Consider the following 12,071-nt stretch of genomic DNA (forward strand, 5'->3'; position numbering starts at 1 on the left):
CATGGATTTCGCACTATTGCCACCGGAGGTGAACTCCGGCCGGATGTATTCCGGCGCGGGCGCCGGCCCCTTGCTGGCCGCGGCGTCGTCCTGGGATGCGCTGGGCGCCGAGCTACACAGCGCGGGCCTCGCCTACACCTCAGTGCTCACCGAACTGAGCTCCGGCTGGGCAGGCCCCAGTGCACGGGCCATGGCCGCCGCCGCAGCGCCGTACGCCCAATGGCTGCAGACCGCCGCGATCCAGGCCGAGGAGACCGCCATCGCGGCCCGCGCCGCCACCGCCGCCTACGAGTCAGCTTTCGCCATGACCGTGCCCCCACCGGTGATCGCCGCCAACCGCAGCCTGCTGATGACCCTGGTCGCGACTAATTTCCTGGGCCAGAACACGCCCGCGATCGCCGCCGCCGAGGCCCACTACTACGAGATGTGGGCCCAGGACGCCACCGCCATGTACGGCTATGCCGCCGGTGCCGCCACCGCCGGCAGGCTCAGCCCGTTCCAGCAGCCACCGCGCACCACCAACTCCGCCGCTACGTCGGCGCAGTCAGCGGCCGTCATGCATGCGGCCGCCACCACCTCCGAGGGTCACGGTGAGAGTGCTATCACCACCCTCACCCATGCGCTGGAGTCCTCGTCGGCCGTGGCCGAGGCCATCGGCGCCGACGCGCTCTTGATCAGCGAACCCGCGATGGAGGTCGGCATCGCCGGTGTCGAGCTGGTTGTCGACTCGATGGGCACGTTCGGCGTCGACGCGCTCGGCACGTTCCTGTTCGACGCGATGGGCGCCGCCGAGGTGGGCCAGGAATTGCTGCGCGCCGCCATGGCCGGTGCGCTGCCGGTCTCGGCGAACTTCGCCTCGGCGACCTCGATCAGCGGGCTGTCGGTGCCCCTGGCCTGGGCGTCGGCCGCGCCGGCGGTGGTGGCGCCGCAGATCGGCATGTCGCTGGTGTCCGTCGGGACCGCCGCCGCCACCTCGGCTGTTCCGGCCGTGGCCGCCGGTGAGACGGTGATCCCCGCGGCGGGGATGGCCGCTGCCGGGGTGGCCGGACGGGCCGGGGCCGGCGCCACCCGGGGGGCCCGCATCCCGACTGCCGGTACCGTCACCCCGCCGCCGGTACCACGGCCCGACGAGCTGCCGGAGGTGCCCGCGTCCTCGGCGTTCGGCCTGCTGATGGGCGCCGACATTGAGCTGCGTGAGCTGGCCGAACTGCGCAACGCCGGCATTCTCACCGACGAGGAGTACGCGCTGGAGAAGCGCAGCCTGGTCGGACGTTAGAACAGCTGGGCCTGCTCGGGTTGCGGCTCGGCCGGTGCGATCAGCTCGGGTGAGTTGTTTCGCACGCTGTTGACCAGCGTCGAGACCTCGCGCACCGCGATCCCGGTCAGGTCCGGCGGCTGGGAAAGCAGCGTGGTGTCGACGCCAGCATCCGGGTCCAGCCAAGTGTCCCAACGATCTTCGGGCAACAGCAACGGCATCCGATCATGAATGCCGGCAAGTTCCCCGACGGCCGCGGTGGTGATGATCGCGAAGCTGAGCACCGCGTCGGACACCCGGTTGGGGCGCCAGACCGACCACAGCCCGGCCGCATACAGCATCGCGCCGTCACCGTGGATGTAGAACGGTGTCTTGCGGGCCCCTCTTCCGGTTCGAGGCCCTTCAGCGCGCCATTCGTAGTAGCCGTCCATCGGCACCAGGCAGCGGCGCCGCTCGACGGACGCCGAGAACGCCGGTGAGGTGGTGACCTTGTCGGCACGGGCGTTGATCAGCAACGGACCGCCGGACGCCGGGGCCCCGCCGGGACCGGCTTTAGCCCACGACGGAACCAGACCCCAGCGCATCAGCCGCAGCCGCCGCGTCGGTACATCGCCGGGTTGATACGGCGGTCCCAGCTTCGCCTCTCCTCCGTCGAGCCTCGCTGAACCGCCGGGTTGATGCGGCGGTTCCAGCTTCGCCTCTCCTCCGTCGAGCCTCGCTGAACCGCCGGGTTGATGCGGCCCAGCGTGCCGGCTGACCAGGGTCACGACGCCGTCGGTGGGTGCCACGTTGTAGTTCGGGCCGGCGTCTGCGTCGGCCGGTATCTCGTTGATCGCATCGATACGCGTGGCCAGCAACGCCGGATCGGTGGTTACCGCGAAACGCCCGCACATACCTTCATGGTGGCAGCTAATCGATCCGGGTGGCCGCGACCGCCCAGAACGGCATGTGCACCAGGTTGCCTTCGAGCAGCGGTTGCAGGTACGCGAACCGCTCGGCCAGCGCGCGGACACCTGCCACCAGGTCCTCGCGGCCCATCGACTCCATCACCGCGATCATGTCGGTGAAGGCAGCGGGATCGAACGTCCCCTGATAGGTCGTGGTCCCGATGTGGTCGATACGCCAGCCGGCGGATTCGAGCAGCGGGCCAAAGCGCTCTGGCGACAACCCGTCCAATTGCCAACCGTTGACGTTGTGACGGCCGGCTTCGAACATGAACAGCCGGGCTTGAGGCTTGGTTGCCCGGTGCAGGTTGCGCGCGTAGCGCAACTGAGTTTCTTCATCGTCCTGGAACAGGTGGTAGAACGCGCTGTCAACCACGGTGTCGAACCGGCCGTCGAACCCGACGAGGTCAACCGCGTCGGCCACCTGGAAATCCACCGTCACACCGGCTTGCGCGGCGTTACGCTGCGCGACCGCGATGGCAGCCGGAGAATGGTCGAGCCCCGTGGTCGAATAGCCATGAGCCGCATAGTGAATCGCGTGGTGACCCGAGCCGGTTCCGGGGTCGAGAACTTCCCCGCGCAGCGCTCCGCACGCCACCAATTGCTGCACTACCGGCTGCGGACGGCCGATCTCCCACGGCTCCGGGGGGCTTGCCGGCGGCGCGCCGCCGAGCTCGGTATCGCTGTTCATCGCCCACAACTGTGCGTGAGTCCGGTTAACGAAAGCCGAACGCGCGGTGTACGAACGGCGTCAGTCGTCCCGGTGATGGCAAGATCGCCGCTGTGCACCTCTCCGTCCTCGATCTCACGCCGGTCCGCACCGACCAGTCCACCTCGAATGCAGTGGCGGCGACGATGCGACTCGCCAAGATCGCCGACGATCTCGACTACACCCGGTACTGGGTTGCCGAGCACCACAACATTCCGTCGGTTGCCGCCACCAGCCCGGCGGTGCTGACCGCGATGATCGCTGCCGCCACTTCGCGTATCCGCGTGGGTTCGGGCGGAGTGATGCTGCCCAATCACGCGCCGCTGGCTGTGGCCGAGCAGTTCGCGCTGCTGGAGGCCGCCCATCCCGGCCGCATCGACCTGGGCATCGGGCGTGCCTCCGGCGCCGATCCGGTGGCATCAGCGGTGTTGCGCGGAGCCACCGGCCGCGGTGATCGCGACATTGACGATTTCCCAGACAATCTCGCCGACGTGATCGCCCTGCTGAGCACGGCGGGAGTGTCCGTGCAGCTGGCGGATCGCAGCTACGTCCTGAGGTCGACTCCGCACGCGCTGACAAGGCCGCGCGTATTCGTGCTGGGCTCCTCGATGCAGTCGGCTCGAGTCGCCGCAGCCCAGGGACTGCCCTACGTTTTCGGCCATCACCTGTTCGGCGAGCACACCGACGAGGCACTGGCGTGCTACCGGTCACAGTTCGTCCCGAGCGAGCTTGCCGCCGAGCCGGCCGCTTTCCTGACCGTCAACACCGTGGTTGCCGAAACACACGACGAGGCAACGGCTTTGATTCTTCCCTACCTGCGGCTGCAAGCGCAGACGGCGACCGGGCAACCACCGGGCCGCCTGGAACTGGTCGAGGACGCCCAGCAGGCGGCCCTGACGCCGCAGCAACACCGCGTCGCACAGGGCGAGCTCTCGCGTGCGGTCATCGGAACGCCGGCCGAGGCGCTCACGCAACTGCGGGAACTGGCCGACCGCTTCGGCGTGGACGAGTTGATGCTCAATCCGGTCGCATCCGCCCGGCGGGGCACCGACCCGGCCAGCGCGCCGGGGCGCGAATCCACCCTGCGACTGTTAGCTGACGCGGCGTCGCCAAAGTGAACAACAGGTGAAGGCAAACCAACGCCAGAGGGCTGCTCGGTGAATGTTTCGGGTGCCTTTTCCAACTGTCAATGAACAACTGCTGACAGTCTCCGAAAAGTGCCCTTCGCGGCTGTGTATCGGCCGTCTGATCGCATAGCGTCGGGTCTGCGCTCAAGGGCGTACGCGATCCGCAATATGGCGATCGCGGAAAAGGGTAAAGACCTCGACGAGGAGCCTTCATGTCGTTCGTCACAACGCAACCCGAAGCGTTGCTGGCCGCCGTCGCCAACCTGCGGGCCATCGGTTCGTCGATGGCCGCGCACAGTGCCGCGGCCGCGGCACCCACCACCAGCGTGGTGCCGGCCGCCGCCGACGAGGTATCCGCGCTGACCGCCGCCCAGTTCGCCACCCACGCCCAGGCTTACCAGGCCGTGAGCGCGCAGGCGGTGGCCGTCCACGAGATGTTCGTGAACGCCCTGAGCAGCGGAGCCAACGCATACGCCGCAACCGAGGCTGCTAACGCAGCAGCGGCCGGTTAGGTCACCGCGATGAACTACTTGTCGTTGCCGCCTGAGGTGACCTCCACCATGATCTACTCCGGGCCCGGCTCGGAGCCCATGGTCGTGGCAGCGTCGGCGTGGAGTGCGCTGGCCGCCGAACTGAAATCTGTTGCGGCCGAGTACCGGGCGGTTATCAACCAGCTGACCTCCGAGGAATGGCTCGGGACGGCCTCGGCGGCAATGGCCACCGCAGCCGCGCCCTACATCAACTGGATGGAGCTCACCGCCGCGCAGGCCGAGCAGGCCGCCGCTCAGGGCCGCAACGCGGCGGCCGCCTACGAGACGGCACACGCGCAGACGGTGCCGCCGGTTGCGGTCACCGCGAACCGTGAACTCCTGCAGCAGCTGGTCGCCACCAACATCCTCGGGCAGAACACCCCGTCGATCGCGGCCACCGAGACCGAGCACAACGAGATGTGGGCCCAGGACACGATGGCGATGGTCGGCTATCACACCCAGTCCAGCGCCGCGACCCAGCTCAACGAGTTCACCGCGCCGCCCAACCCGACCAACCCGGCCGGTGACGCCGCGAACGCCAACGCGGTCGCCTCGGCGGCCGGCAGTGCCACGGCAACCCAGGCCACCAAGGCTTCGGGCGTCCTGCAGAGCCTGGTGAATTCGGCCGAAAGCACCGGCAACCCGGCTCAGGACGTCCTCAACGACCCGAACTACAACCTGAGCAACCAGCTGATGACCCAACTGGTGACCAACGCAAACCTGCAGTCGAACAACGTCTGTGCGGTGTGGCGTGGCGTCAGCGGTGTGCTCGGCCTGCAAAAGCTGTTTGCCGACGGCGCGAAAGCAGCATCGTCGGGGGCTGCCGGTGCGGCCTCCGGTGCCGCCAGCGCGGCCTCCGGTGCGGCGAACGCGGCCACCGGTGCCGCCGGCGCGGTCGGTGGCCTCTCGGTCCCGGCGGCCTGGGCCCCGCCGATGGCGGCAGCGTCCACCCTGGGCCCGGTCTCTGGCGGCTCGTGGGTGCCGGTCGGTCCCGCTGCCGCGGCGGCGCTGCCGTCCGCGGGAGGCATCCTCGGTGGTGCTCCGATCGCACCGCCGACGGGAATGCCTGGAATGCCTGGTATCCCAGCCGCGGGTGCGGCCGGCGCCGGCTTCCGCGGTTTCGGCGGTCCGCGCTACGGAACCGCGTTGACCGTCATGCCACGTCGTCCGTTCGGCGGATAGGCCCGAGGGGACTTGGTGATCGACTACGGGGCGCTGCCTCCGGAGGTCAATTCCACGCGGATGTATGCGGGAGTCGGCTCCGGTCCGATGTTGGCAGCAGCAGGGGCCTGGGATGTCTTGGCCCAAGAGTTGAGCGTGACCGCGGCCGCGGTGGACATGACCATCGCCGACCTCACCAGTGGTCCGTGGCGCGGGCCATCGGCGGCCGCCATGGCCGCTGCGGCACTGCCGTTCACCACCTGGTTCAAGGCGACGGCGGCGCAAGCCGAACAGGCGGCCATGCAAGCCAAGGCCGCGGCGGCCGCCTTTGAAGCCGCGTTCGCGATGACGGTGCCGCCACAGATGGTGTTCGCCAACCGGGCGCAGCTGATGATGTTGGTCGCCACCAACTTCTTCGGCCAGAACACCCCGGCCATCGCGGCGACCGAAGCCCACTACGCAGCGATGTGGGCTCAAGACGCCGCCGCCATGTATGCCTACGCGGGTGGTTCCGCGGCGGCTTCGCAATTGACGGAGTTCACCTCGCCGCCGCAGACCACCAACCCCGGTGCGCAAGCGGGGCAGGCCACCGCGACCACCCAGGCGGTCAGCAACTCGGCGGCGTCGCAGGTTACCTCCCAAGCGACGTCGCAGGGGCTGACCTCCTTGCAGTCGCTCGCTCAGTCGGGCGCGGCCACCGGGGCGCCTTCGGTCCCGGCTGCGGGTACGGGCACCGCACCGCCCACCGGCTCGGCGGCCTGGACCGCGTTCCTGCAACAGCTGGTCACTCCGATCCGGACGCTCACCGGCTACACCAACTCGGCCATGGGACCGTTCCGGCTCGTCGACATGGTCGGCCAGGGCCTCAACGGTCACGAGGTATCGGGTCAGGCCGTGGCAGACGTCAGGACATTCTTGGGAGACCTGGCGAAGGTCGCCGACGTCGCGAAGGCGGGAACCGCAGCCTCCTACACCCCGGGTTTCGGCGCCGCGTCGCCGTCGGTCGCCGTGGGCCGGGGCATCCAGGTCGGCTTGTTGTCGGTGCCGCAGAGTTGGCCGGTGGCTCCTACTTCGGCCAATCAGGCTGCGGCGACGCTGGTTTCGAGCCGGGTGGCCGCTGCCGAGGCCGGCGCAATGCCGCGCGGCGGGATGGCAGGGCTGGCCGGCATGGCGGGTCTGCCCGGGGCCAGTGCCGCCGCCAACGGCGGACCCACCGGCTTCCGGTTCGTTCCCCGGTACGGCTACCGCCACCGGGTGATGAACCGGCCGCCCAGCGCCGGGTAGGCGCTGGGTAGGTCAGATCAGGGCGCCCAGCAACGCGATCGGCAGTATTCCCAGGTCAAAGGCGAGCGGGAGGCCGATGGCGTTGAGAAGATCGCCATCAGCCAACTCCGAGGCGAAGATGTCGAAGGTGCCGAAAAGGTCATCCAGCGTGGCGAACTCTGCGCCAGCTGCTCGGCCATGCGAATGCTGTCGAGCAACCTTGAATTACCCGGAAGCGACATGGGGATAGCGCGTGCGATAGGGCGCACTCAAATTTTGTAGTGATGCAGAATCGGGCCTTCAGACCTACCCCGAGATGTGTCGACCAGGTGATCGACGATCAGGCGAGGATCAGGCCGGCTTGGCCGGCTTGGCCATCTCAACGGACGGGTTGACACCCGCGGGAACATCACCGAATCGACTGGCTACCACCGGAACCCAGATCTGGGCTCCACGCTGGCCGCACTCGTTGCTCTCCACGGTGGCCACCATTGCGCCGTGCAGGACGCCCGGAATGGTCGGCTCCAGCGTGAGCACCTGGGTGGTCGTCTGATTGTCCTGTCGTCCGTCGGCACCGATACACGGCGTGTGCACGGTCTGCGGCTGCGACCGCCAGGTGTCGCCGGTGAATTCAAGGGCCAATTCATTGCCGCCCGAGGGCGTCTTCACCGTCTTCCGATGGTCCTTGGCGTCGAGCATCGCCGCAGACGCCGTGCACGCCGAGGCGTCACAGGACGACTTGACGGCCCACCAAGTGCTCACGTTGGGCGGCTCGGGGTTGGGGACGCCGTTGTACTTCTCCCCTGCCCGGTTGGCGTCGACGCGGTAGGTCCCCTCAAACGGGGGGGCCTTGGGCGGTGGCGCCACGGCCGCCGCGGGTACGTCACCGGCGGCGACCGCCGCCGTGTCGGCCGGCTCCTCGGTCAGCAGGCGCGGGACGAGGGCCGCCACCGATCCCACCACCGCAAGGCCCAGGGGCACCAGGACAGCAGGTCGGGCCAGTTTCGACAGCCGGCTCGGCGGAGGTGCCGGCAGGGCCCGCGGAACGCCCCGCACGATGGTCTTGGCGGAGTCGGACTCGTCATCGGAGTCGGGATCGGCAAGCTGCTCGGCCAGGGCTGCCACGAAGTCCGAGCAGTCCCGGAATCGCTCGGCGGGATCTTTGGCCAGCGCCGCGGCAAGCACGTCGTCGAACTGCTGCAGCTCGGGACGCCGATCGCTGAGCAGCGGCGGTGGTGTGTTCAGGTGGTGGCTGATCACCGTCACCGGGTTCTCGTGCTGATACGGCGGTGCTCCGGTCAGCATCTGGAAGGTGGTGGCCGCCAAGGCGTACTGGTCAGCGCGTTCCAGACCTTCGGCACCCATGAGTTGTTCGGGTGCGGCATAGGCGATAGTGCCGATGGCCAGATTGCTCGCGGTCAGCCCCGTGGGGCCGCTCAGCTGCCGGGCGATGCCGAAATCGGCCAGCACGGCGGTCGGCACGTCGTCGCCGTCCTCGGTCACCAAGATGTTGCTGGGTTTGACGTCGCGGTGCACCACGCCCTGCCCGTGCGCGTAGTCCAGGGCATCGGCAATGCTCGCGACAATCGGGATGACGATCTGAGCCGGCATCCCGGCCGGGAACTTGCGCGTGATGAGTTCGCCGAGCGTCTCACCCTCGATGTAGTCCATCGACAGCCACAGCCGGCCGCGGTACTCGCCGCGGTCATGAACTCGCACGATGTTGGGGTGCACCAGCACTGCGGCGGCCTCGGCCTCCCGCCGAAACCGCTCCTCGTACTCGTCGTCGGCGCTCAATGAACGACGCAGAATCTTCAGCGCTTCGCGTCGGGGCAGCCGGGGGTGCTGCGCAAGGTAAACCTTGCCCATCCCGCCAGCACCCACCAGTTTCAAGATGGTGTACTCAGCAAAAATCGAGCCCGACGCCAGAGCCATGCCGCAGACACTAATGATCCTGGGTAAACAGATGGGTGATACCAGGCAGCCAGGCGGCAAAGAACCCCTTCGAGGCTCGCTGAACCGCCGGGCCGATGCGCCGGTCCCAGCTTCACCTCTCCTCCGTCGAGGCTCGCTGAACCGCCGATACCAGCTCTGGAGCCAAGCGCTGGCAGGATGAAACCGTGACGACTTGGCCGGCACCGATGCCCACCGCCCCCATCGACGCGACGGTGACCGTGCCCGGCTCGAAGTCGCAGACCAATCGGGCCCTGGTACTGGCCGCGCTGGCCGCGGGACGCGGGGGCGGTGTCTCCACCCTCTCGGGCGCGCTGCGCAGCCGCGACACCGACCTGATGCTCGACGCCCTGCGTGCCCTGGGCCTGCGGGTGGAGGCAGTGGCCCACCACGTGACGGTCAGCGGCAAGATCGACCCCGAACCGAACATCCGCCTGAACTGTGGCCTCGCCGGCACCGTGCTGCGGTTCGTGCCGCCGCTGGCCGCGCTGGGCACCGTCACCGTCACGTTCGACGGGGATGAGCAGGCCCGGGCCCGGCCCATCGCCCCGCTGCTGGATGCGATGCGCAGCCTGGGTATCGCGGTCGAGGGCGACGGCCTGCCCTTCGGAATCCATGGATCCGGCTCCGTCGCCGGCGGCACCGTGGAAATCGACGCCTCCGGGTCGTCGCAGTTCGTCTCCGGACTGCTGCTGGCCGCCGCGGCCTTCGACGAGGGCCTGACCGTGCTGCACACCGGGGTCACCCTGCCGTCCGCCCCCCACATCGCGATGACGGTCGCAATGTTGCGCCAGGCTGGAATCGATGTCGATGACACCGTTCCGAACCGCTGGCGGGTCACCCCGGCGACGGCCGCAGCCCGCAACTGGGAGATCGAACCGGACCTGTCCAATGCCACCCCGTTCCTGGCGGCCGCGGTGGTCACCGGAGGCCGCGTGCGAATCGCCGGCTGGCCGGCCGTCGGCGTACAGCCCTCCGACGCCATCATCGAGATCTTTGGCGCGACCGGAGCCCGGGTGAGCCACGCCGATGAGCACCTGCAGGTAGAGGGCCCGGGCAGCTACGGCGGCTTCGACGTGGACCTGCGCGCCGTCGGCGAGCTCACCCCGACGGTGGCGGCCCTGGCTGCCCTGGCCGCCCCGGGCTCGGTCTCGCGACTGAGCGGCATCGCGCATCTGCGCGGGCACGAGACCGACCGGCTGGCGGCACTGACGGCCGAGATCAACCGGCTAGGCGGCGACAGCGCCGAGACCCCCGACGGCCTGCTGATCACCGCGACCCCGTTGCACGGCGGAATCTGGCATTCCTACGCCGACCATCGGATGGCCACCGCCGGAGCGATCATCGGGCTTCGGGTCCCCGGCGTGGAGGTCGAGGACATCGAGACCACCGCCAAGACGCTGCCCGCATTTCCCCGGATGTGGGCCGACATGCTGGCCGACGCGGGGGCCGGCGCTTGAAACCGGAGGACTACGACGAATCCGACGTCAAAGTCCGCTCCGGCCGCGGTTCGCGGCCGCGCACCAAGATCCGTCCCGGGCACGCCGATGCCCAGTCCGCCATGGTGGTCAGCGTCGACCGCGGCCGCTGGGGCTGTGTCCTCGACGCCGCGGACGGCCCGGCCGATCTGCAGGTCACCGCGATGCGTGCCCGCGAGCTGGGGCGCACCCCGATCGTGGTCGGCGACCGCGTCGACGTGGTCGGCGACCTGTCCGGCCGGCCCGACACCCTGGCCCGCATCGTCCGGCGCAGACCACGGCGAACTGTATTGCGGCGCACCGCCGATGACACCGACCCCACCGAGCGGGTCGTGGTCGCCAACGCCGATCAGCTACTGATCGTGGTGGCGCTGGCCGATCCCCCGCCGCGGACCGGTCTGGTCGACCGGGCGCTGATCGCCGCCTACGCCGGCGGACTGGCGCCGATTCTGTGCCTGACCAAGACCGACCTGGCCGACCCGGCACCCTTCGCCGGCCAGTTCGCCGACCTGGACCTCACGATCGTCACCGCGGGCCGCGACGACCCGCTCGACGCCGTCGCTCTCCTCCTGGAATCCCAGGTGACCGTGCTGTTGGGACACTCCGGCGTCGGCAAATCGACCTTGGTCAATCGCCTTGTCCCCGAGGCTGATCGGGCCGTCGGACGAGTCACTGACATCGGCCGGGGGCGGCACACGTCCACCCAGTCAGTGGCACTGCGACTGGAGGGCTCGGGCTGGGTGATCGACACCCCGGGCATCCGCTCGTTCGGCCTGGCCCACATCGCACCCGACGACGTGCTTCTGGCGTTCTCCGACCTCGCCGAGACCATCGACGACTGTCCACGCGGCTGCGGCCACCTGGGCCCGCCGGCCGATCCCGAATGCGCACTGGACAATCTGACCGGCGCGGCGCAGCGCCGGGTCGAAGCAGCACGCCGACTACTGACGGCGCTGCGCGAGGGCTGACGCGCTTTTCACAAGGCCGAGAGTGAATCTCGCGACGCTCTCGCGGGGTGTCACGCCGTGAGAGTCACACGCGTGAGCACCGCTCAAGCGGCCAGGGCGACTCCGACCGACGTCCGCGGCCGCTGAGATATCGGCCATTGGCCGCCGTCAAAGGGTGTACGCCGCGGACCCAAAGTGAACGGCAGGCGTCATGCAATTAACGCCTCCGACTGCCCGATGAACACTGGCTCCACATCGGCGAAAGACGAGCGTAAGGGTCGGTGAACAACAAGTGTCGGCGCTTCTCAGACCGACAAACCTCTCCCTATCCTGTCAATGTCCTGGAAGGTTCCTGCCAAGTCCCTGTACGCGTTTGCAGGCGAAAAGGAGATAGACATGTCGACCGTTGTTACCCAGCCAGAGGTACTGGCCGCGAGCGCCCGAGAGCTGCAGGCCATCACCGCGGACATGGAAGCCGGAAACGCAGCGGCGGCTGCCCCCACCACCCAGATCACCCCGGCGGGTGCCGACCCGGTGTCGCTTCTGACTGCCACCACTTTCGCCGCGCACGCCGAGCTCTACCAGCAGGTCAGCGCCCAAGCCGCGGCCATGCGGCAGATGCTGGAAATGGTGTTGAACATCAGCGCTCGTTCGTACGACGCCACCGAGGCCGCAAACGCGGCTGCGGTCTCCTAGAGCTAGGT

At 68.9% G+C, this 12,071-nt stretch carries 10 protein-coding genes and 1 pseudogene; 8 read left to right on the plus strand and 3 right to left on the minus strand.

The features are described from left to right. Position 1: 1 nt before the first annotated feature. Complete coding sequence (locus ACKY0X_RS16010) at positions 2 to 1,276, plus strand: PPE domain-containing protein (protein ID WP_409426831.1); 1,275 nt, start codon at positions 2 to 4, stop codon at positions 1,274 to 1,276. Here ACKY0X_RS16010 and ACKY0X_RS16015 read toward each other — a convergent pair. Continuing rightward, positions 1,273 to 2,148 (minus strand): SOS response-associated peptidase, encoded by an 876-nt coding sequence (locus ACKY0X_RS16015; RefSeq protein WP_409426832.1) that lies wholly within the window; start codon positions 2,146 to 2,148, stop codon positions 1,273 to 1,275. The two genes, ACKY0X_RS16010 and ACKY0X_RS16015, sit on opposite strands and share 4 nt — an antisense overlap. A 16-nt stretch (positions 2,149 to 2,164) precedes the next feature. Further along, positions 2,165 to 2,897, minus strand: a pseudogene (locus ACKY0X_RS16020) (class I SAM-dependent methyltransferase). An 85-nt stretch (positions 2,898 to 2,982) separates the two neighbouring features. Between ACKY0X_RS16020 and ACKY0X_RS16025 the strand changes: the two are divergent. The 4 genes from ACKY0X_RS16025 (at position 2,983) to ACKY0X_RS16040 (ending at position 7,010) form a co-directional block, all read left to right on the plus strand. Continuing rightward, positions 2,983 to 4,026, plus strand: a complete 1,044-nt coding sequence (locus ACKY0X_RS16025; RefSeq protein WP_409426833.1) for an LLM class flavin-dependent oxidoreductase — start codon at positions 2,983 to 2,985, stop codon at positions 4,024 to 4,026. A 221-nt stretch (positions 4,027 to 4,247) separates the two neighbouring features. After that, positions 4,248 to 4,547: a PE family protein gene (locus ACKY0X_RS16030; protein WP_125079330.1), complete on the plus strand. Its 300-nt coding sequence runs from the start codon at positions 4,248 to 4,250 to the stop codon at positions 4,545 to 4,547. Positions 4,548 to 4,556: 9 nt separating this feature from the next. After that, positions 4,557 to 5,747 (plus strand): PPE family protein, encoded by a 1,191-nt coding sequence (locus ACKY0X_RS16035; protein WP_409426834.1) that lies wholly within the window; start codon positions 4,557 to 4,559, stop codon positions 5,745 to 5,747. Positions 5,748 to 5,765: 18 nt separating this feature from the next. Continuing rightward, positions 5,766 to 7,010 carry a PPE family protein gene (locus ACKY0X_RS16040; protein WP_409429660.1) on the plus strand — a complete coding sequence of 415 codons (1,245 nt, stop codon included), beginning with the start codon at positions 5,766 to 5,768 and terminating at the stop codon, positions 7,008 to 7,010. Between the two features lie 330 nt (positions 7,011 to 7,340). On the opposite strand, the gene ACKY0X_RS16045 is transcribed toward ACKY0X_RS16040, so the two are convergent. Further along, entirely contained in the window at positions 7,341 to 8,924 is a 1,584-nt protein-coding gene (locus ACKY0X_RS16045; protein ID WP_409426835.1) for a serine/threonine-protein kinase, read from the minus strand. A 185-nt stretch (positions 8,925 to 9,109) separates the two neighbouring features. Here ACKY0X_RS16045 and aroA point away from each other — a divergent pair, with 185 nt between their 5' ends. The 3 genes from aroA (at position 9,110) to ACKY0X_RS16060 (ending at position 12,063) form a co-directional block, all read left to right on the plus strand. Beyond that, entirely contained in the window at positions 9,110 to 10,402 is a 1,293-nt protein-coding gene (gene aroA / locus ACKY0X_RS16050; protein WP_409426836.1) for a 3-phosphoshikimate 1-carboxyvinyltransferase, read from the plus strand. Beyond that, positions 10,399 to 11,388, plus strand: coding sequence for a ribosome small subunit-dependent GTPase A (gene rsgA / locus ACKY0X_RS16055; protein ID WP_409426837.1), 990 nt, complete (start codon positions 10,399 to 10,401; stop codon positions 11,386 to 11,388). Before aroA ends, rsgA begins: the two co-directional genes overlap by 4 nt. A gap of 375 nt (positions 11,389 to 11,763) precedes the next feature. Further along, on the plus strand, positions 11,764 to 12,063 hold the full coding sequence (locus ACKY0X_RS16060) for a PE family protein (protein ID WP_409426838.1): 300 nt from the start codon (positions 11,764 to 11,766) through the stop codon (positions 12,061 to 12,063). Positions 12,064 to 12,071: the final 8 nt, after the last annotated feature.

The sequence above is a fragment of the Mycobacterium sp. SMC-11 genome, assembly GCF_046250095.1.
Taxonomy (GTDB): Bacteria; Actinomycetota; Actinomycetes; order Mycobacteriales; family Mycobacteriaceae; genus Mycobacterium; species Mycobacterium heraklionense_A.